9 protein-coding genes are annotated in these 22,594 nt (G+C 66.8%); 4 read left to right on the forward strand and 5 right to left on the reverse strand.

The annotated features are described in order from the left end of the window. The 5 genes from INT49_RS19630 to INT49_RS19650 form a co-directional block, all read right to left on the reverse strand. Window positions 1–877 (reverse strand): hypothetical protein (locus INT49_RS19630; RefSeq protein ID WP_193119437.1); only part of this gene is annotated, 877 nt, incomplete at its 3' end. A gap of 28 nt (window positions 878–905) precedes the next feature. Next, a complete protein-coding gene (locus INT49_RS19635; RefSeq protein WP_193119438.1) occupies window positions 906–3,347 on the reverse strand; it encodes a UvrD-helicase domain-containing protein in 2,442 nt (813 codons plus the stop codon). Then, window positions 3,344–10,024: a DEAD/DEAH box helicase gene (locus INT49_RS19640; RefSeq protein ID WP_193119439.1), complete on the reverse strand. Its 6,681-nt coding sequence runs from the start codon at window positions 10,022–10,024 to the stop codon at window positions 3,344–3,346. Before INT49_RS19640 ends, INT49_RS19635 begins: the two co-directional genes overlap by 4 nt. After that, a complete protein-coding gene (locus INT49_RS19645; protein WP_193119440.1) occupies window positions 10,021–14,973 on the reverse strand; it encodes a restriction endonuclease in 4,953 nt (1,650 codons plus the stop codon). The genes INT49_RS19640 and INT49_RS19645 overlap by 4 nt, the downstream gene beginning before the upstream one ends. 11 nt (window positions 14,974–14,984) lie before the next feature. Continuing rightward, on the reverse strand, window positions 14,985–17,894 hold the full coding sequence (locus tag INT49_RS19650) for a DEAD/DEAH box helicase (protein WP_319021711.1): 2,910 nt from the start codon (window positions 17,892–17,894) through the stop codon (window positions 14,985–14,987). Between the two features lie 355 nt (window positions 17,895–18,249). On the opposite strand from INT49_RS19650, the gene INT49_RS19655 reads away from it, so the two are divergent. The 4 genes from INT49_RS19655 to INT49_RS19670 all read left to right on the forward strand — a co-directional run bounded on the left by INT49_RS19655 (window position 18,250) and on the right by INT49_RS19670 (window position 22,527). Continuing rightward, window positions 18,250–18,552 carry a hypothetical protein gene (locus tag INT49_RS19655; protein ID WP_193119441.1) on the forward strand — a complete coding sequence of 101 codons (303 nt, stop codon included), beginning with the start codon at window positions 18,250–18,252 and terminating at the stop codon, window positions 18,550–18,552. Between the two features lie 168 nt (window positions 18,553–18,720). Beyond that, entirely contained in the window at window positions 18,721–20,172 is a 1,452-nt protein-coding gene (locus INT49_RS19660) for a sigma factor-like helix-turn-helix DNA-binding protein (protein WP_193119442.1), read from the forward strand. 508 nt (window positions 20,173–20,680) lie between these two features. Further along, on the forward strand, window positions 20,681–21,253 hold the full coding sequence (locus INT49_RS19665; RefSeq protein ID WP_193119443.1) for a hypothetical protein: 573 nt from the start codon (window positions 20,681–20,683) through the stop codon (window positions 21,251–21,253). Between the two features lie 110 nt (window positions 21,254–21,363). Next, a complete protein-coding gene (locus INT49_RS19670) occupies window positions 21,364–22,527 on the forward strand; it encodes a hypothetical protein (RefSeq protein WP_193119444.1) in 1,164 nt (387 codons plus the stop codon). Window positions 22,528–22,594: the final 67 nt, after the last annotated feature.

Here is a 22,594-nt window from a genome sequence, read left to right on the forward strand (position 1 = left end):
TTCGCTCGACTACTCGCCGGCGAACCCCATGTTGCTTCCACGCTTTGACACCACCGTTACGAACCACAAACCTAGCGTTATACCTCACATACAGGTAGCCCGAAACTACCTGCAATACCACGAAAACTAACGGGATTCCGACCCCGACGGCGAGCGCACCACTTCCCCACTCCGAGGCAAGAGCAACAATGATGGCCAGCACTCCCGAAAACAGAGACGCAGAAAACCCGCAAGTCGCCAGGATGCCGCGCAACCGGAAGTCGCGAACCGAAGCCGTAAGAAGCCGCACAGGAAACCCCTTAGGTAAGGTGTTTCTCTTAAGATCACTGCGCGAACACTGCAACAGTTTATTCATGTTGGGCGACTCGCCCCTCCACAGAAACACCCTTGCAGCAGACTTTCCCGCGCGCGCCTGCCAGGCAGACAGGTTCCGCTCGAGATCGCGAGGCTCCAATCCTTCAATCTCTTGACCTCGCAGCAAGACCGCGGCAGCTCGGTTGATCGACGCGGGATGGCGCGTCACGCCTTTCGCATCGCCGCGCACCTTTCCGATGGCGAGCACCAAGCCCAGAAGCAGTATGAGTGCGCACACGGTCGCGCTATACATATACGAAGCGCCACTCAGTCTGTACCGGTCGGCGAATGGTGAGTAGAAACCTTCGTGAACAAAACTCGCCGCGAGACTGACGAAAAACCCAAGCAAAGCAGCCGCAACAGCAGGTAGTACGACGTCTCGCATCGTGATCGCTCGGTTTCGTATTTCGAAGAAGGTATCCCTGCGCGGAATCTTCGGGCGATCTAAAATGACCGTCAATGCGTAGATGGAAAGGACAACCGCATACGAAACGCATATAAATACAAGTAGGCCCCAGAGCACACAGAACTCCTTTAGTCATTGCCGCATACTATTTGCCAAGGTAGCGGCTAGCCTCACCGCTCCACGCGACAGCCAGCTGATCCCTCGCTCTGGTCGCTCCCACATACAGCAGCGACCGCTCCTGCAACTCCGCCGCCTCCCGCGCCTGCTCGTCATACGCAGCATCCTCCGTCAGCGTCCGCACCGACTTCGCATCCACCCCGAACAGCACCACGCGAGAGAACTCCATGCCCTTGGCCCGATGGAAGGTCATAGCCATCGGTGTCCTGCGGCGGTACGTGACGTTGCGGTCCACCGAGGCGACCGGGACGCCGCGTTCGTCGAGCGCACGGACCAGCAGGTCTCGAGTGGATCCCCAGCGGGTGAGCAGGCCGATGGTCGAGATGTCCTCGCCCTTCTCCTGCATGTCCTCGGTCCACTCGCGGAGCAGCTGGGCCACCTTCTCGAACTCCTCGCCGAGGTTCTGGGCGGGGATGAGCATGACGTCCGGCCCGCTGCGGGCGGAGCGGAAACGTCCCGTGTCGCCACCATGGGTGACTCCGTCGCCGTTCTCTGGTGTCTCGTCCTCCATGGCGGCGATGTCGAACTTTCCGCCCCGCAGCACGGACAGGGCGAAGCCGAGGTTCTGCGCGGTCGTGCGGTAGTTGAGCCGCAGCCGGCGGGAGCGACCACGGATGTTGATCCCGTAGCGGCCGAGCTTCACGGGGTTGGAGTAGATCCGCTGGTGGGAGTCCTCGGCGATGAACATGTCGTCCTCGCCTTCGGCGACGAGCGCGCGCAGGAACTGCCACTGGGTGGGTCGCAGGTCTTGCCCCTCATCGACGAGCACGTGATCGGCAGGTCGGCGGCCGGTCTCCTCGGCGTGATGGTCGAGAACGGCCGCCCCCACGGCGCTGGTCTCGTCCCAGTCGAGGGTGGCGATGCGACTGCCAGCTTCCCGGTACGCAGCGACGACTGCCCACGTTTCGCGGCGTTGGTTGCGTCCCAACCGGGTTCCACGGCCTCCGCGCGGCACCCGAAGGTATCCGGCTTCGTCGGTGACCCGGTGCGGCAGGATCACTTCGCGGTACTCATCAGCGAGGAAGTTGGGTGACACGTGAGGCTGCTCAGCGTCCCGGATCTTCCCGGCGGCGCGGGCTGTGGAGACTGCGTCATTCCAGTCTCGAGCGGCACGCGAGTACTTGGGGCTCGCGCTGCCCCACCCGAGAACGCTCCGCATGATGCTCTCGAGGCCGCGGGCGGAGTTGACGACGTCGTGCGTCATCCGGTCCACACCGCTCACGTGTATGCCCTCTCGTCCCAGTGCGTCGGCCCGGAGCGCATCCGGCTCGAGGCTGCGCACCTGATCCTCGAGAGATGCCGCGAGGTTACGGGTGTACGTGGTGAGCACAATCCGGGCAGCGCTGCCCGCCTCTGCGGCTTCCCGGGCGAGGCGCACTGCACGGTGCACGAGCACCACGGTCTTCCCGGTGCCGGCGCCGCCGGTGAGGCGATACGGGCCGCGGGTGCGCACGTTGACGTACGTGAGCTGCTGCGGGTGCAGGAACACGCGCCACTCCGCGAAGTCCCCGGAGGCGAGTATCTTCTCGAGGGCGGCGTCGTCCTGGATGAGCCGGTAGCTGGCTCGGGACTGCTCCGACGTGAGCGAGTCGAAGAGGGTAGGGGTGTCCGAGGGCGTATCTGCGGCGCTGCCGCCACTGGTCCCCGTGAAGTACGCGGAGCGGACCGCCTCGAGCGTCTCCCCCGTGGCGAGATCCAGCAGGGCGGAGCCCTGCCAGGAGGGGGCAGCTGCAGCCAGCTCGAGCAGGGTGGTCTCGTCCGCCGCGACCGCTTGCTCGGCGAGGTCCGAATCGATCCCGAGGTCGTCGACGAGTTCCTGCACGGTGACGGTCAGGATGGGCTCGCCGGGCGAAGGATCCGGGGAGAGGCTGGGCTGCTGGGCATCAACACGGGCAGATGCGCCGGATGGGTCCGGAGCTGACGCCGGTGACTGCTCCGGCGTCTCGGGCTCGGCAGCGGTCTTCTCCTCGGCCTCCCTCTGCTGGTACTCGGCGATCTGGCGGGCGGCCTCCGCAGCCGCTCGTGCCTGGACCTCGGATTCGCTGTACCCGCCGCTTCCTGACCGGAGGGACTCCTCGTCGGTGCGGATCTCGGTGGTGCCCGAGACCGGGTTCACGCGAAGGTAGAGGGTGCGTGCGCGCCGGTAGGCGTCGTCGTGGTCGTAGACGCCTTCGATGAGCCATAGGTCTTGCCCAGAGGAGTTCAGGCGGAAGGCGAGGATGCGGTACTGCTTGGTGACGCGGATCGACCGGATCCGCGCGTCCTTGGCCTTCTGGATCGGCTCGACATGCAGACCCGGTGATTCGGGGGTCGACCGCAGCATGTTCAGGGTCGCGGAGACCTGGCCGGCGAGCTCCCGGGGGATGGATCCCAGGAAGCTCTCCGAGATCGAGATGATGCCGTCGCTCATGAGGCGGATCCTCCTACCTTTTCCAGAGCTTCACGGGCTCCGTCTGTGCCATACCGGATGATCGTCCAACCGTCATTCTCCAGCGCTGCGCGGGAGCGTTCCTCGAGGTCCTCGACGACGATCGCTGCCTTTCGTTCGGGCCAGGCGATATCGAGCGGGACGCCGGAGCCGAACTCCTCGCCCACTACGGGAACCTCGAAACCGAGTTCCGCGGCGAGCGCGATGACCTGGCGCTCCGCCTCGGAGTACGCGTCGTCGTACGCTGCCTGCCACTCGGGCGACAGCTCAGTGGGACCACCCGTAGCCGGGGCGGATCCTGGCAGCGCCCCCGGCGCAATGCGCGCTCCGGCCGGGGCTGCTTCTGGCGAGACCGGGTCCGACGGGGCCGGAAACTCCGGTTCGGTAGACGGGGAGCGCTCGGTCAAGGTCACGGGTTCGGCCGGCTGCTCCGCCGGGCCCCGCTGCTCCACGGAGGACGACGACACCTGCGCGGAGCCGCTCCCCGGAATCTGGCCGGTCGCGTCGACGCCGACGTCGATCCCAGCGTCGATGAGCCGCATGGTGGTCAGGCGCACGGTGGATCCGTAGGGGTCACCTTGGGCGAGATTCGCGAGCCTCCCCCATTGCCGCCAGGCGTCGGCGAAGCTGTCACGTCGCACCGCCTCCTCCCGGTCGTCGAGGACGAGTACGAGCTGCCGCTCCCCCGTGCCGAGCAGGCCCAGGACAGCGAGCTCGTCATCCCGGCGACCGACCGCGATCCGGGTGGGATCGGACAACGCGGGAAGCGCCCGGTCCAGGAGCAGGCCGGCTGCGACGGTATCCGCGTCTTCAGGCGTGACGGTCGTGATTGACGTGCCACCTCCCGAGGAGACGAGCAGCTGCGGGAGGTCGGTGGCGAGCTGCTGGAGACGACGGGTGCTGCCGGTGCGCACCACGTCGACCAGCAGATCGAGCGGGGTAGCTCGCAGGAGGCCCGCAAGATCCCGGGTGGTGCGGTTCGAGTTCGCCCACCGGTCCACGGTGGGCTGCACCAGCAGGGCTGGCAGAACGCCATGGGCGTCGTCGCCATCCGCCTGTCGCCGGGCGCTGTCCTCCTCGATGTCGGCGTCAGTGACCATGAGCGGGAGGTAGCCGGCGCGACGCAGGCGCATGCGCTTCACGGCGTCATCGGCCACACGGTTCACACCGGGGCTCGCATGGAACGCGCGGCCGTCGGTGAAGATGGCGATGCCTTCCACGTCGGAACCCTGCCACGTGAGGACGAAGTCGGGTCGGGAGCCGGCGATGTCCACCTGGGACGACACAGTGAAGACCCATCCATCGCGGCGCACGGTGATCGAGCTTCCCGAGAGGGACACGCTCGCGTCCTCGATCTCCTGCATCGCTGCGAGGAACGCCCGGCGGAAGCGCTTCTCGAGTGGGGATTCGCTGCCGCCTGCCGCGTCAGCCTGCTTCTCCTCGACGGCCCAGCCCATCGTGTCCGGCTGCGGGTTCTCGGTGGCGAGCAGGATCTGCAGGGCTTCGATCGCGACGGTGCGGCGCATGGACTCGTACGCGTCGACCCGCACGTAGGGCAGCAGGCAGCGGTGGCAGGCGGCGAGCCCCTCGTCCCGGCAGGGGCACTGTTCCAAGGCGTGCAGGGCCTCGACGAGGAGGTTCCAGACGCTGCTCGCGGTCGCGAGCTCCATGAGGTAGCCGGTTCCGCCCACGATCGTGTCCGAGAGCAGCAGCGCCTGGTGCCCGCTGTGGCTGGGATGGGAGATGACGTCGAGCTCGAGGTTGCCGATGCTGCCGCCGAAGCGAGTCTCGATCCCCAGCTGGAGCGCTGCGGTGAGATTGATCAGCAACGCCTCGGTCGAGTCCTCGAGGATCTCGGGAGGGAGGGTGATGAGCACGGTCTCGGTCTGCATGGTGCGCGAGAGCAGCGCGGCCCGGTTCTCCCCGTCCCGCTCATAGCGCAGATCGCACCAGGCCTGGTGATCCTGGGGACGATTCCCGGCGGTGTCGGAGTCGTGGTGGCCGCAGCGGGCGCACACCAGGAAGCCGGGGGCGGTGACGTCCTGCCCGGAGAGGCGGATCTTGTCGGCGACCTGGTGGGGGCGGCCCAGGTTCAACCGGGTGAGGGTGGTACCGCGGTCCAACGCCATGCCGAACCCGCTGCCCACCACGCTCCACCGCTGCAAGGGCACGGCGCCGTGGAACGAGGCGGATAGCGCCGTCTCGAAGCGGACCTTCTGGCGGTCGTCGTCACCGTCGCCGATCCGGGTGCGGTTGCGGCTCATCGTCGAGTAGACGCGCTTGAGGTCCACGACGTCGCGGTGCTGGCCGGAGTCGGCCACCTCGCGGCCGCCGCAGGCGGAGCACGAGGTGGGCGGGGTGGCGCGGTCGAAGGTGGCCACGTGGCCGCAGCTCGGGCAGAAGGCGGTGGGCTGCAGGGCGCTGCCGCCCACGCCGATGTCCACCGCGTCGATCTCGAGCTCGCGGCCGTGGGCGTAGAAGTGGGCGCCGGGGGCGAGTTCGGTGAGGGCGGCGGTGCCGGAGCGGGCGTAGCTCGCGGCTTCGTGCTGCCAGCGGCCCTCCTCGTCCTGCCAGATGACGGTGGCTTCAAGGTTCACGGCGTCGTCGACGAGGGTGAAGTTGGGCAGCAGGCCGTAGAGCTCGAGGACGCCGATCCAATGGGCGCTGTCGTGGGCGGAGACTTCGGCGCCGAGGCGCCCGGCGCTGCCCCGCAGGCGCCGACGTTCCTTGTCGCGTTCCTCGTCGCTGAGTGCGGGATCAGCACCGATCCCCTCCTGCTCGGCGGAGATCAGCAGGTCCTCGGCCTGCAGCGCCGCCTTTGCCTGATCGCGTTCCTCGGTGGAGGGCACGGTCTCGAGCTTGTCGAGGTTCTCCTGGATGCGGGCCCGTCGGCGGCGCAGCTCCTCACGGCTCGCATTCCAGCGATTCACCGCATTCTGGACTGCTCCGGCCAACTCACTGCTGCCATCCCCGGTGGGCAGGGCCCAGGCACGCAGTGCCTCGGCGGCCTGCTGCGTGAGGCCGTCCCAGGCGTGGGTGCCGGTGACGAAACGGTTCAGGAAACGCTCGACGTGGTCGCTGCCGCGGGTATCCATCTCGGTGAGCACGTTCCCCAGGAAGCTGCCGGGCGCGGCGGTCGCAAGCACGGGGGTGGTGCGGCCGGGCGGGGTGATCCGGTCGTCCCCGGCGAGGGTGTCCATGAGGGATGCGAGGAACTGTCGGCGCAGGATCTCCTCGGCAGAGAGATAGGCACCAGGTGCGCGGACACTGCCGTTGAGCAGGTCCAGCGGGTCGTAGAACACGCCGGCGGTGCGGCCTCGACCGGCCACGAAGGTGACGTCCAGGGCGTTGCCCGTCTGGCGGCCTGCACGGCCCACGCGCTGGAGGTAGCTGGCGACGGTGCGCGGCACGGACGCGAGCAGCACGGTGGAGAGGTCACCGATGTCGATGCCCATCTCCAGCGTGGGAGTCGCGACAAGGACGTTCGGGGAACCGGGCGTCTCGGCGCTGGTCTTGAACGAGGTCTCGTAGTCCAGGCGGTCCTCCGTGGTCAGCAGCGAGGTGTGCTCGCGGGCGACGACCCGGCGCATGTCCCCTTGGTAGAGGGAGCGGTAGTAGGTGGCGTCGATGCCGCGCGGTCGCAGGTGGCCGGTGCAGCGGTGACGCAGGCAGGGCCCGCCGTCGAGCTGAGCGAGCGAAGTCGCCATGCCGGTGACGGTGTCGCGGCAGTCGTCACAGGTGAGGGACGGGGTCTGCCCGGAGGTGCCCTGGGGCGGGAGGCACGCTTCGATACGCTCAGGTCGCAGGGCGAAGCTACGCAGGGGCGCGGAACTCTTCGCATCGACGACGTCGAGGATCTCGAGCTCGGCGAGCGCGTCGAGCAGCGGCCGCACGAAGGTGGAGGCGACACCGCGGTCCCGGTTCAGCGAGCGGGCCGTCCAGTCGGTGTACCAGCTGGTGCGGCCGGTCGCGTCGTCGAATTCGCACGTCTTTCCGCGAGCGCCGACGCTGGGCAGCTGTGGGAGGGCCCGGCCGGAGGGGAAGGCCGGCATGACATCCTGCTGGGGGCGCCCGCCCCAGAGGCGGAACAGGGGCCCGCCCTCCTTCCGGAACGGCTCGAGCCAGGGGTGGCTGATCGCGCCGTGGGTGCGCAGGCGCTCAAGCACTCCGCGGATCCAGCGGCGCCGTGCCGCGCGGTCCTGGTCGACGTTCTCCTCCCCCAGCAGCAGGGGGAGCTCGCCGAGCACTCGCTCGGAGAGCTGGTCGAGTTCACCGTCGGTGGCGCGCACCTGTGCCTGGGCGGAGCCGGTGAGCAGCAGGGTGCGGCCCACCTGCCCGGTCAATCCCATCTCGAGGCCGAGGTCGAACTGGAGGCGTGCGCGCACCAGCCCCTCTGCTGCACGTCGCCTCGCAGCGGTATGCCCTCGACGCCGGCCCACGTCCTGATGCCAGAACGCTTTGAGGCGCTCGGAGTCGGTGATGGTGGGGTGCAGGAGACGGTAGCGCTGTTCGTCGGTGGTGGCGGACTCGATCATCCGCTGCACCGTCTGCTCGAGAGCCTCGGGCTGCTCGGTCAGGGCGCTGTGGATGACTGAGCGGAACGTCAAGGTGTGGGAGCGGGATTCGACGAAGCCGGCCCGGTGGGCGGCATCCTGCACGGAGTCCACGAAGACGAGCGCCTTCTTCTCCCGCAGGTCGAGACCGGGCGTACCGAACAGACTGGTGAGCGACACGGACAGCAGGGTGGCGAGACGCGTTCCGAGGAAGCGGATGGCGTCCTTCTCCTCGCAGGCCGGGCACGCCTGGGCGATGGACTGCTGATCCGCGTCGAGGCTCGCGTGGGCGAGCACGCGGATCGTGGACGCCTCGTGGTCGTCCGCGATGGGGCCGTGGAGGTCGAGGGTCGCGGAGTGGAGGTTGAGGTGACGGCGACGAGAGGCCTCAGCGGTGGTGCGATCCTCGGCTTCGCCCGCGCTGGAGATGTCGAGAATGAGGGCACGGAAGCGCCCCTTCTTCTCAGCGGAGTCCTTGCGAATTCTGTCCGGGGTGAGGTCGAGGTCGTCGCCGACGGCGCGGGTGGTGGCGCCCCAGCCGGAGCGGCCGCAGTGGCGGCAGTAGATGGCCGGCAGGGCCAGGTCGCCGTCCTCGGTGACGGCGTCAGACCAACGGAAGGAGGGCGCGGCGGCAACCACGCGGTCCACGCGGGTGATCTCGCGCAGCCACAGGTGCGCTTCGAGGTTGGGGAAGGAGTTGCGAGGCGCGTCCTCACAGGCCCGCTCATGGGAGAGCACGGCGAGCAGCGCGGTAGTGAACTCCTGGGCAGCCTGATCGTTCGTGATGGCGGGGAAGGCAATGCGAGCGAGCTCGTCGAGGGCCACCGCACGAGCCGTGGCCCGGAGCAGGTCGCGGACCTTGGGGTGGGCGAGCAGCAGTTCCCGGGAGCCGATCCCGCGGCGGCCGGCGAGCTCCGTGGCAGACGCATCCGGGTCCGCTTCGCTGCGCCAAAGGGCATCGAGCACGTCCCGGGTGAGGGCCTCCGCGTCAAGGTCGCTGCCGGGAACGAGATGCTGTGCTGTCGCCCGGGTCATTGCGGCGTCCACAAGAGTGGCGGGAACCAGCAACGGGCGGTCGCCCTCGCCCGCCGCGGACACGGCATGCCCGGCAGGGGCGACGAATTCGTCGAGCGGCACCCGGGATTCGGTGATGACGGCGTCGGCGCCGATCTCGGTGCCGAACACGGTGGATGCGAACTCGAGCATGGCGTCGGCAGCATCCGCTCCATCGCCCAGCGTGGCACTGGTGGCGACCGGAGTGAGGTGCACGCGGCCGGGGGCTGAGGTCTCGAGCACCATGGCGAGGCGGCGCAGGAGCATGCCCACGTCGGTGCCCTGGGCGCCGTCGTAGGTGTGGAACTCATCGAGCACCAGGTAGCGCAAGGACGCGCCGGAAGCGTCCCATAAGGGACGGTCGGCCCGACGCAGCAGCAGCTGGTCGAGCATCTTGTAGTTGGTCAGCACGATGTCCGGAACACTGCCGCGGATCATCTCGCGGTCAGTGATGAGCCCCTTCGCAGAAACGATCGTAGAGGGCTGGGCGGAAGCCTCACCGGTGTAGAGCGCGGCAGAGATCCCCTGGTATTCCGGGTTCTCCGTGATGGCCTTCGCGAGGCGCCCTGCCTGATCGTTAGCCAGCGCGTTCATCGGATAGAGGATGAGCGCCTTCATCCCGCTGACGTTCTCGCGGCGCGCCCGGGCCACATGGTCAAGCGTCGGGTACAGGAACGACTCCGTCTTACCGGAGCCCGTACCGGTGGTGACGATCGTGGGCTGGGGCAGACGGAACCCGTGCTTGTCCTGATCCCCGGGGACATCCGGCACGGTGGTGAGTCGGGCGAAGGCCTGCGCCTGGTGGGCGTAGGGCGTGAAGCCCGCAGGCAGCGAGGGCACGAGCCGGCGCACTTCGTCCTCTCCCGCGCTGGCCGCGAAGGGTAGACGGGTGCGGAGGTAGGGGCCGAGGAAGATCCCGGCGTTCTCGTCCTCGAGGAAGGCGTCGAGCGCGGTCGCGACCGACGGATCGGCCAGCGAGATCGCGGTGGTGACGTAATCAGTGATCGCGCGGCGGAGATCTGCGGCCTGCCGGGTGGGCAGCAGTTCGGTCATGCCTGCTCCTCCATCCTGCGCTGGAACTCGGCGTAGGCCTGGCGCATATCCGCTTCCCGGTCGAGGATCCGGAACGGCTGCTCGTAGACGATGGTGCGCCCCGTGCCGGTGGCGCTGGGGTGCACGGCGGTGCGGTCCTCCAGGGGCAAGCCGGTCTCTGGCCTGCCAGCCTTGTTCCAGGCGGTGCGGATTGTGCTTGGGATCTGCCGACCGTTCGCGTCGAAGATGTATGCCTTCTTGCCCTCCCCGCGGTCGTAGTCGTTGAGGACCCCAAACTGGGTGCGGTAGATCGTCACCATGTCGTCGATGGAGATACCGGTGGCGATCGCCATGATCGCGTCGATCTCCACGAGTGCCTGGCGGCGATCCTCGTCGATGCGCAGAGGCGTCGACATCGACCATTCGGGGCCGACGTCGCCGAGGGCGGGGCGGTTCGGGCGCTGAAGGCCTCCGGTCCAGGCGTCCGACGGAAACGCCGGAGTGTAGGTCTCTTGCCAGAGTTCGGCGTAGGCGTCGGTGAGGCAGTTCAGGAGAACCGTCCGCAACTCTAACGCAGTACGCATTAAGCCTACCTGGCCAACGGACACAATGCGCCCAAAGGATGGGGGATGGATGTCATTAGAGACAGTCGACCTGATAAGAAAATCGGAAACCATTGATGACGCAGACCCTGCCACCGAAACAAGGTCCCTAAGGCTTCGGTCTGGGAGTGCGGCGGATACTACCGTGTTTACATGCGCCGCCCCGGGCGGACATATTGCCGACACTAGCGTCCTTTCGCCGCCTGGAGCAGCCATACGCCTCCAAATCACCCTGTAGTGATCACGGACCGCGGTGGCACGCACGGCCTCGCCTTCCCCATTGCGTTCGAGCACCCAGGTGCCGTAGGCGCGATCATAGGTCGAAGTATCCGCGACGCATCGACCATTCAAGTGAGTCTCCTCGCCATAATTCGGCGCATACTCGGTGGCGGGGATGGCCGACTCGGGCAGCACCTCCAGGTCCGTCGTCGAATAGTCTTGAAAATTCTTCATCGTCGAGTTTATCTGCGCAAACAGGGGGTTGGCCACATGGAAAGACGGCCCTTGCAGGATTACATCCCGCCAACTCTCCGGCTCACCCCAGTTGCTCTCGAAGTACCCCTTCGCGCGGTCGATACTTTCATCCCAGCCTCGACTGTACTCGGGATTCAATGATCCAACTTTCGCAGCCCGCGACAGAACGGTGAGCGTTGCTTCTGCTGCGTGATTCACGCTGGACAGCATGCGGCTCGACTCGACCACGACTTCTGAATCACTCGACTCCATGAGCTTGTGCCACAACTCGAGTTGCTCACGCCGGTTTCGCTGGATACGCGCCCGATGCGGAGTTACCTCCCACTTTCCGAGAGAGTCCTTAAACCCCGGCTCCGGACCGGAACCGTCATGACGCAGTGAGCCTTCCACCACGGACGGATGATAGACGGCCACTGCGCTAAGGAAATCTACGTCTCTCCGCCCTCCATAGACGTTAATGGAGTACCCAATTAGGTGCCCGATCTCGTGGAACAACTGAAGTTCGTTGATAAAGCGCCAGTGACGGCGAATCCGTGGATACGTCTCAAGACGCATCGCATAGCCCCGCGCATCGGTGAGATGCGTCGGCGGATGGACGAGGGTGACGATCCCCGAGGTCGAGGCATGCGCCCAAGTCTGCGCCATGAAGTTCCGGTAAAGGTCCGGCTGGGTGCCTGCCATCTCGGGATACATCGCGCCAGATCCGGCGAAGGTTGCCGTCGATTCCACATCGCGGGACCCCAGCAACACAGTCTCGGTTGCGCCCGGTCGGTCGAGGGTCAACCCACGACGTCGAGACTTGTCTGCATTGGACGGCTTGTGCGCCAGCACCCACCACGGGTCGAATTCGCCAAGGAGCGCTGCCACATCGGGCCGCGGCCGTACCCACGGCGGGTTCCCTACCTGCAGGTCGAAGCCTCCGCGGTCGAATGCAGCCGCGAAGTCCAGCTCCCAGTGGAAGTATCGCTGCTCCTCGGCGATTTCAGTGGCGCGGTGCAGCCAGGGGGTGCGCTCCAACAGCCCGTCAATCCCGGCGGCGCCGCCTACTGGGAACATGACCTCGATGGTGTCCAGCTCGTACCAGCTGTCGCTGCGGCCCAGAGCACCCTGCTGAGCTCCCAGATCACTTCGAGAGTTTTTGTGCTTCACCACGTCAAGCGAGCGGCCCAGGATCTGCTCGAGGGTCTCGATCCACTCCGCGATCGTTGGCGGCGTGATCTCATCGTCTGGCAGCACGGGCCAGAACCACAAGGCGCACCAGGCGTCCATCACCAGGCGCAGGCGCCGGTACGCGGAGTTCGCGTCCGAAAGGCTCTCCTCGATCTGCTCGCGCGTCACCTCGCCGCCCTCGCGAGTCTCTGCCTCCCACACGGGGATGGCCCGGCGGGACTGCTGCTCCGCCTCGGCAATGCGGCGCAGAGCCAGGCCCCACAGCTCCTCGACCCGCTGGGAGAGGAGTTCGAGCTTCGCGATCTGGGGCTTCGTCAGCTTCGAGGCATAGCCCTTAGCGTGATCGCGCAGGGACTTCGCGGCGTCCGGAGCGAGCTTCTTGATCTCCGCATCGTTCGCTGCCGCGAGCCAGCCCTCACCGGGGAGTAGGAAGTGGAAGACCTTCCCCGAGACGCTCGAGCGTTTCCCGTCGGCCGCTGGCTCCTCATGCATCGTCGTCACCGGCAACGCCTCCGGGGCTGACTCGATGACGGTCTTCAGTCGCGCGGACGCGAGGGCCTCGGCCGAGTAGAGGCTGTGCCGGGCACCGATCAGTGAGTTGCCGGCACGGAGGCGCAGGCCGAACCACGGCGCCTTCAGCCCGGGAGCCATGGTGTCCAGCCACAGCGAGACCTCGGCGAGCTCTACCGCGGTGGGGTTCAGGTCCACGCCGTACACGTTGTGCAGGGCGATGTACGCCTTCACGCGCTGCAGCTCGGTGGCGTACTGCTCGGGGTCGATCCGCTCCCCCAGCTCCTCCTGCCGGCGGGTGAGGTACTCACCGGCGAGCTGGCGCACGGCCTCGATGGCGAACGCGCCCGAGCCGAGCGCCGGCTCGCAGATCGACATGTCGAGGATCTCCGCGGCGGTGGTGCGCCGGCGGCGGATCGGCTCGTGGTCGAAGTCCTCGTCGTCGAAGACCTCCGCGCCATCCGGCAGGTCTGTCTCGTCCGTGATCACGGGGTCCAGGAGCTCAGCGAGACCCTGGGAAACGGTGAAGGAGGTGATGACCTCCGGGGAGTAGTAGCTCGCGGACTGCTGGCGGGCACGACCGGAGAGGCGGAACACGAACTCGCCGTGGCGATAGGTGCGGGGCACCTTCTTGCCCACCTCGTCCTCGACCATCACCAGATGCGACTGCATCGAGTCGTCCACTCGGTCCAGCGGCACCACCCAGGAGCCGCTCTTCGGGTCTCCGTTGCGGGCGACCTCCACGAGCTCTTCGTCGGCGAAGGAACCGGTATAGCTCATGAGGGACTCGTAGACGGCGCCGAGCTGGTTGATGCCGAGCGCGACGTAGCTGATGAAGCCGCGCGCCTTGCCCTTCTTCTCCCGGGACAGGAGGAGGTTCTCGAGCACCTGCTGCAGGGCCTTGTTGCCGAGCCCCACCTCGTCGAGCAGGGCGGTGCGCTCCGGGCGGAAGAGGTCCGCCTCGAGGTTCTCGAAACGGAGCGTGCCGGCGCCGTGCTGGGCCGGTCCCTCGGTGCCGTTCGAGTCGGCGTCGACAGAGGTGCCCTGGTTGATGAGCGCGAAGAGCAGGTCGAGGGACTCGTAGAGGTAGGTGCCGTTGGCCGCATCGAGCGGGACCTCGCGCTGGGTGAGGTCCCGCAGCCGGTCCACCGAGTAGCCGGCCTGGTACTCGGGCGCGCCGACCGGCAGGATGCCCAGCTCGGGGCTCGCCTCGGCGTAGAGCAGGAAGAGGATCCGGTACAGGTAGCGCAGGGACTGGAGTGCCAGGGGCTGCGCCTGCTCGTCGGGCAGCGGGTCGAGGCTCTGCCGGCGGCGGCGGTCGATGACCTCGTTGGCGAGGATCTCGATGCTCTCGCGCACCCCCTCTCGGAGATCCTCGGAGACGCCGACCGCGTTGTCGATGGACTCGGTGACCGTCTGGGTCCACCAGATCTGTGAGGACGCATCCGGGGCGAGGGAGTCGGCGCTCAGGGTGGCGAGCATCCGCTCCACCTCACCGCCGCGCTTCACATCGTTGCGCTCGGCGATCGTCTGCAGATCCGCGACCAGATACCGGCCCTGGGGCCACAGATGCGAGGACGCGAGGACCGCGAAGCGCCCGGCGAGCACGAGCATGAACTCGGGGGCGTCCCGCTCCACGGCGAGCGCGGAGAGCACCTGCGGCACCGAGGTGAGCACCCGCTCATCGGCCGTCCCCTCCCCCAGCACCACATCGGAGGGGAGAAGGCCTGAGCTCTTGGCGAGGACGTCGGCGACGTCCTCCACCGCGAGGGCGTCGAGCATCGCGAAAGGGGCCTCGTCCACGCCGCGGGTCGAGAAGCGGCGCAGCGGGCCGACGCTCTCCACGTCCCAGCGCTCGATCACCGGAGCGCCGCCGTCGGCGGGCACGTCCTGAAAGCCGAGGATCGTGCGCAGCGCCTCCGCGCTCGCGACGGAGCCCTCGGCGAGCGCCTCACGGCGCGCGGTGGGCGAGGTGTTCTCGCTCAGTGCGGCGGCCTCTGCCTGGAGGGCGACGAGCTGCGCAACGAGCGCGGCGCGAGAGCTGGTGAAGCGCTCCCGCGGGCTGCGCCACTGCGGATCCTCGTCCCCGGCATCGCGCCAGGAGTCCATGAGGGCGCGGGCGCGGGCAGTGAACGTTCCGGACTTGTCATCGGCGATGAAGTAGTGCTCGCTGATCCAGTCCTCGACGACGTACAGGGCATCACTGGTAGCCACGGTGGCTCTCCTCAGACTTCAGGACGGGGAACGACGACGAGCAGCGGGCGCACGAAGGTGCGCTCCGGCAGCATCTCCGTGATCAGCTTCTTCTCCACCTCGACCGCTTCGCGACTGGTCTGGAGGAGCGCGGACTGGCCGCGGGCCGAGGCGGCGTCGGCCTCCCAGGCGAGCTGCTCCTGCCGCCATCGTTCCGCCCGGGCGGTGGCCGCGGCGACCTGCTGCGGGGCGACGCGATGCTCCATGTGCTCGCGGGCGGCAGGCACCGCGGCGCGCAGCAGCGCCTGGTACTGCTCCGGAGCGCCGACAGGGGTGCCGATCGACTCCGGTCCCAGCCCGATCTCGCGGAAAAGGGCAGACGGGGCCGTGTGAGCGAGCGCGCGCGGAGTGCCGTCGTCATCCGCGATGCCGAGGACGTTCGCAGAGACGATCTGTCCCCTCGCGGTGGTGAGTGTGCCCTGGAAGATCACCCAGGGACGATCCACGTCCCCGTGGATGGCGTAGACGGTGCCGCTCGACATGCCGGCGAGGACGCGGTCGCTCATCCAGTCCAGGACCGGATGCAGCGGGCCGAGGAAGTGGACGTCAGGCCAGTTGGTCCCGGACCCGTCATCCAGCGCGGCGCGGAGCCGGGTCCCGGCAACATCGCGGCGGGAGGTGAGCTTGACGGTCTCCTTCACGCGGCGGTCCGCGAGGTAGGACTGCGGCAGGTGGTCCAGGCGGCGGGAGAGATCCTGGTTCGGGGTGAACTGGATGAGGCCCGCGCCCTCGTCGATCACGAGGTCGACCCCGCCTCCGGAGACGGGACGGCCCGGTTCGGTGTGCAGCTGGGTCAACCCCGACAGGAGGAAGTCAGCGTCGCTGCGGAACAGTCCGGAGTCGAAGGACTCCTCGCGCAGGACCCGGTGACCGTCGCGGCGTCGGCTGGGTGTCGCGTCCTCCGCGAGAAGCGCCTTCAGGAAGTCGCTGACCGGGTCCACGTCCGCGACCTCGGGGAGAACCTCGTCCACGTCCTGCGCGGAGCGGAGCACGTCGATCAGCGCCTTCTCCTCGGAAGCGGCGTCGTACTTCTGCATCAGAGAGGCGGCGTCCCCGAGCTGCTGGTGCGCCTCCTGCTCCCGCTGGAGCAGCCGACGCAGCACGTAGATGTCGCCGTCGAAGCCCTCCACCTCGGAGAGGTCCAGGAGCAGCGCGGTGATCTGCGGGGGCGTGCGCTGACCGTAGCGATCGATACGGCCGTTGCGCTGTTCGATGCGGATCAGTGACCAGGGGACGTCGAAGTGGACGAGCTCATGGCACTGGGCATGGAGATTCACGCCTTCGGAGGCGATGTCCCCGGTGACGAGCACCCGGATCGGCGAGGTGCTCTGCTTGAACGACTCCACCACTCGCTGCTGCTCGACATCGGTGAGACCACCGTGGAGCACCGCCACCTGACCGTCCTTCAACCCGAGATCTTCGCGCAGATGCTGCTGCAACCAGGACAGGGTCGCGACGCGCTCGGCGAAGACGACGACGCGCTCCGGGGACTTAGCGGCTACGCCCTTGTCCTTCAGGAACTGGACCAGCCGGGCGTACTTGCCCGACCGCGGGGACCCGTCGGCGGGGATGCAGGCGTCGTTCAAACTGGCCAGGCGCGCGAGAGCGTCGGCCTCCGCAGCGAAGCTGCTGCTGGGCGGGATCTCGTCGAGCGCGGCGGCGTCCGCCTTCTTGAGCAGCTCGCGCGTGCGGTTGCGGAGCGTCTCCCGCAATGCCACCGGGGAGGAGAGGAAGGACTTCGCGAGCGTCCAGGGGAACAGCTGCGCGCCGCGGCCGCTCATCGGGCCATGGCCGATCGCCGGATGCGTCCACGTGCCCGCGATCTCGCGAGCCACCGCGAGCTCCTCCGGGGAAGGCCCCACGGGGAGCATCTCCGGGGGTCGGCGCTCTGCCCAGCTGTCCCCGACCACGTCCTTCACCGAGTCGGAGTAGCGGTGGCGACGGATCATGAGGCGTTCGGTCGCGCCGTCGGCGATCTCGCGCTTCGGCGTCACCGCGGTGGGCTCGAGCAGACTGATCAGCTGAGCGAAGGAATCGTTGCTTCCGTTGTGCGGAGTTGCGGAGGCGAGGATCAGCGCATCCGTGTTCGGAGCGAGGATGTGCGCGAGCTTGTTGTTCTGCGTGGACTGATTCGTGACGTTGTGCGACTCGTCGATGACCACTGCGTCCCACCGGTGCTGGCGGAGATCGTGGACGAAGTGGTCCTGCTTCAACGTGTCCATCGAGACGATCACCTTCTCGAAGAAGGTGAAGGGGTTCCGCGAGGCCGGCAGCTTCTGCTTGACCTCCTGCACGCCCTCGGAGTCCAGGCGCACGAACGGGATCGCGAATCGCGTCCACAGCTCATGCTGCATCTGCTCGAGCACATGGCGGGGGCACACGATGAGAATGCGGCGGCCGCGACCGCGGCGCATGAGCTCCGCGAGGATCATCCCGATCTCGAGCGTCTTGCCCAGGCCCACCGCATCCGCGATCAGCACCCGGGGGCGCACTCGATCGGGATCGAGCGCCATCTCCACGGCCTCGCGCTGGTAGGGAAGCTCATCAGCCAGCATCTGCGTCGACACCGTCAGACCGGGATGATCGACCGGGATCGGGCTCTTGCGCAGCGTCGCCTCGATCCACAGGCGAGTGCTCCGGTACCGCGGAGACGTGTCGGCGACGACCTTGGAATCCTCGGGGGCGAGGACGCTCACGCGGTCGAGAGCGGCGTAGAAGGAGGCCGTGGTGCCCTTGACGAAGTCGCTCACGCCGCGCACGCCGTAGAGCGGACCGTCCGGGGTGTCCTCCACGGAGGTGACCAGCCAGGTCTCATCGCGGACAACCACCAGGGAACCCGGTGAGATCACGTCTGTGTCCCCCTCGACCAGCTGTGCGCTCACGGCTCTCCTTCCGATGGAATCGTCCCTTGACGACTGTAGAACACCTGTCTGCCACTTTGCTGGTCAGAAGCGACATTCGAAGGGCTTCGAAGACTCTGGAAGGTCACGAACTGGCGACGATGCGCCGACAGCGACGATGCATGTCCTCGTGAGAATGGGGCTTCAAGCGCGTGCTGGCACTGTGAAGATCCGGCAGTGCCGTGCCTGCGGCAGCCGGTCGCCGCACGAAGAGCTGCGGCCGTGAAGTATCCACATTTCGCCCGACGCCTCTGTCGAGAGTCAGTCGTCGCGTGCAGACTCAGATCCGCACCCACCTCGCACGCACCGTGCGGCCTCGACGCGAAAAGGACCGACCGTGATCCCCACACACGAACTCAGCGACGGCTTCGAACGTCTCATGGAACGCGACCGCGTCCATCAGCTGCTGATCGCGTCGCATCCCGACCTCGGCGACCGGATCGAGGTCGATGACGCGATGCCACTGCTCAAGATCCCCACCGCTCTGGGCGGAGCGATCGTCCTGTGGAAGGGCGAGCACAAGGGAGTCATTCGGTGGAGAATGGCCGCTCCGGACGGCGATGGAGTGAAGGTCTTCGAGCCCGACTCGATCGAGGAGTTCCCGCAGCTCGTGGGCGGTACCCGAGCACTCTGGAAGTGAGCGGAGACGGAAGAGAGCACGCCCGTGGAGAGTTCCCGCCCTTCGGTTTCGCTCGATGCGCCGAATTGCCAGGCCACCGATCGTCGCACGGAGAACGACAGTGCACGTCGGGGAGCAGCATGGGCGAGAAGCGAGTACGAGCAGCTGATCGAGGAGATCCGATCCGGCGTGGCAGCGAGTGACATCGCGAAGGACCACCAGCGGCCCCTTGGAGGCATCACGTCGGCATGTCGACGCTTACTGCCTCCGGACCAGCGAAGAATCAGCAGCGACTCTGCGCCCGCTGTCCTGGCTCTCTATCTCCGCGATAGTCCCTCCGAGGTCCTCGAGAACCCGTACATCAAAAGGAGCGTTCCCCGCCGTCAGCAAGCCGCGCCGGTTGCAGCCGCAACTCAGTCGGCCTCACCAGGCACGCCCAGTGACTCGACCGAAAGAAGTGAGCTGTCGGAGCACCTCGACATTGCAGATCGGTCCGCTGAGTGGGAGCCGGGCGACGCCTCCACGCTTTCGGGCGAAGCCGTCGCGTCGCTGGAGGGGAAGCTTCGAGAGCAGAAGATCCTTCGCCTGCGCCTCGGGATCGGCGACGACCCCCACACCCTCGCAGAGATCGGGCAGCAGTTCGGTGTCACTCGCGAACGCATCCGTCAGATACAGAATCGAGCACTCTCGCTTCTCGTACGGCGTGCGCGGAGACCGGGAACTCCTGGGAACATGCTCGCCAGACTGCTCGACCTTCCCGACTCAGGGGAGCTTGACGAGGAATCTGTCGAGCGAATCGCGGCGATCGCTGCCGCTGAGTTCAACGCCCCTGGCAGAACATCGATCCCGATCATGCTGGGCGTCGCAGGAGTCACCGCTCGAGACGCACGCAATGCCGCGTCACTTGCCACAAAGATCGCCAAGCGGCGTCGCGAGGCCGAGATGGCGAATATGCGAGAAGAGAAATCTCGCCAGCGCGCGGACAGGACCGTCTCCCGGTGGATCGAGCACGCCGTGTGGCCAGACGTCGCACCGCAGTCCGTCGAGCCCGAGATCTTCCATGCTCTGCGCCTCACTGAGCCTGGTGAGGCAGCCGGGAGCTTCTTCTCCAAAAAGCTCGGGCGGGAGGTCTGCTACGAATCCGGACTCGAGCGGGATGCGCTCGCAGCTCTCGAGGCGAGCTCTGCGATCGAGTGGTACCAGGAGCAGCCAATCTCGATCACTTATGTATGGAGAGGTCGAGAGCGACGTTTTTACCCGGACATCATTGCTGCGCTGCACGATGGACGGCGTCTCCTCATCGAGGTGAAACCGTTGATGAGCATGCCCGTCGCACTGAACCGCGTCAAAGCGGAAGCGGGCCGCAAATACGCTTCCTTCCGGGGGTGGGGATGGGTCTCGGTCGACGGCCACCGCACAGAGAACGACCTCGAGACGTACGCGATACCCGAAGCGAGCTTCCGCGCCATCGAGACCGAGCTGGCGACCTGGGGGCATCTCACCTGGCCCCAGATCTTGCGACTTCGCTCCGACACCTCGGTCATTGGACGGGACGTTGCTGCCTTCGTCATCCAGACCGGTGCGGAGCTCTCCCTCGAGCCGCACTACCGCATCTATCCCACTATGGATGTTGGGGACTGACGACTGGAACTACCGCACAATCCGGTCAAGATGTCACCTGTTCGTGCGGCAGCCCCCTGGGCGCTGCCGAGAACGCTCGCTCCAGCATTTGCAGAGGGTCATCAGGCACGTCTCTTGCAGCGTGGCGGAGGAAACGCCCCACGGCGCTCTCAAGCGTCGGGCCACTCCCGCCGAGAGGGCCAGCGCGACCAGGACGGTGGTCAGTAAGCCCGCATCCGGGGGGTTTCACGCGCATCGACCAGCTGCTACTCGCCCACCGCCTGCACGCCGGCCAGGACGCCTCGCAAATGTCCCTCGCAATTCCCGGCATCAACAGTCACTCGAGCGGACTGCTCATCCACGATCACCCGTCGGCGAGACAATGAGCCCGGGAGGGCTCGATAACCGGGGCGAAGTGGCGCTCAACGAGGACGGAACCTGGAGCAGCACGCAGGACGGTGCCATGCGGACCTCGGCACTTCAGTAGTCTGATCAGGGTCAGCATGCCCGCCTCACGAAAGCAGGCACGATGGAGACCACTACTCTCGCCGAGGCGTTCGCGTTCTTCGACTCAGCTCCCGTCAATCCCAGGTGGTCCTGGTCCGCCGTGAGCCCTGATTCGAAGAAGGTCACCATCACGATCTGGGAGCATGAGATGAGCGCCGATGGGTCAGTCGATTACTTTGGCGACCCCAGCTTGAGGGACTGGGCCTCGAAACCGGGCAACCACGAGCGCATCCGGAACCTGCAGATCGCACGCGACAGCGGTGATTCGCTGTTCCACGTCATCTGGGTGACAGCACGCGACCTCGAGGAGACCCCTCGGAAGATTGCAGGCCGCTATCCCGAGAAGCACCTGATGATGAAGTTGATCGACCTGGATGAGACGACGGGCGAGTTCTCAGCCGGCCTTGTCGATCCGGCAACGCCGGGTCATGAACGACGAGCGATGTCCGACCGGCCGTTCCTGCCTCCCACTCCGAGCACGCGGGAGAGAACTGGCCGGCGAGCGGGCAACGAGACGACACAGCGCGCGATTGCCGCCTGCCCGAACTGCTTCATGGAGCTTCCAGCGACCGGCATCTGCGGAAGTTGCGAGTAGGAGAAGGCCAACGACGGCCGTCCCTCGTTGCGCTCTCGATACGCCGAACATCCAACCGTGTCAGTCGCTGATGAGAAGATGCGCCCAACACCCCTCAGACTGGAGAAACCGTGGAATCCTCGCGAGAAGCTGTCATCGTTCCGCTCATTCCGTTGAATTCGGAGCCGAGCACCGAGGCGATGCTTCGCATGCTCTTGAACCGTGAAGCACTCCTCATCGATCACGTGCCTTCGACGTCGGAGAGAACACCGTCCGGGATGGTGGCGCAGGGCTCTGGCGCCTTCGCCAAGGCGATCAGCCAGGTGACGGCACAGTTCAGCCATGCGCAGGCTTACCAGGGGCTCTACCGTGCGATCACACCCACCGGGGCGATCGCGCGTGATCTCGTTCCTGCCGTCGGAGGCGGATTCCGGGGTCTTGTTCGTGGCGCGGGCTCCACGAAGATCGCCGGCCAGGTCCGGCTCATCCCCGCGGTCGCGGGCGCGGGCGCAACCGTTGCGGCCGGACCGCTCATCGCGACCGTCGGGCTCGCCATTTCCGCAGAGATGCTCGCGCAGCACCAGATGAATAAGAAGCTCGCGGCGATCACCAGCATGCTTCAGTACCTGCAGGACAGGGCCGAGCAGGAAGAACGCTCTGTCCTTGCGACCGCGAATCGCCAGGCGAGTAAGGTCGCTGGCTACTTGCTGGATCAGGCAAGTATCCCGTCCATCTCGTCTGCCTCCCACGCCTTTGGTGAGCTGGACACGCTCACCAACAGCTACATCAGCAGACTCGGCCGGTGGACTGAAGCCGTTGCCAAACACGCCCATGCGGACCGTGTCTACGCCCCCGATCTGCTGAAGGAGCTGGTGGGCAAGCGGGATGACCCGACTAGCGATTTCGAGCGGAAGGTCGCCCAGACCTACGAAGCGCTCGCTCTCCGAGCTCGCGTGGTGGTCCTGGAAAAAGTCGCTGCAGAGTTCTCGAACCCCAACCGGTCCCTGCCACATATCGAGAGCCTGCTGCGCAGCGAACTCTCCTACATCGCCGACCAGCAGGCACGGTTGGTGCGTCTACTCGAAGATCTCAGCGTCATGCAGCTCGACTCGAGCAAGGTCCCTGTCGCCTTCGCGGGCAAGGGGACGCTCACCGCGCGCACGAGCTTCAGCCGGATGTCCCGTGCGCTCCATTCCGCCCCGAATGGGCTCCCCATCCTGTCCGAGTCCGACCAGACGGTCCTTGAACTGGAGCCCAGCTCCAGCGGGATGAAAGTTGTCAAGCCGACGGGATGAGCCATACCGCGTCTAGGGCGTGTCTCCTATGTGTGAGCTGTTTCGTGCGAGAGCGTCGAGGGATGGC

Origin of the sequence: Brachybacterium tyrofermentans, assembly GCF_014897585.1 — a bacterium.
Taxonomy (GTDB): Bacteria; Actinomycetota; Actinomycetes; order Actinomycetales; family Dermabacteraceae; genus Brachybacterium; species Brachybacterium tyrofermentans.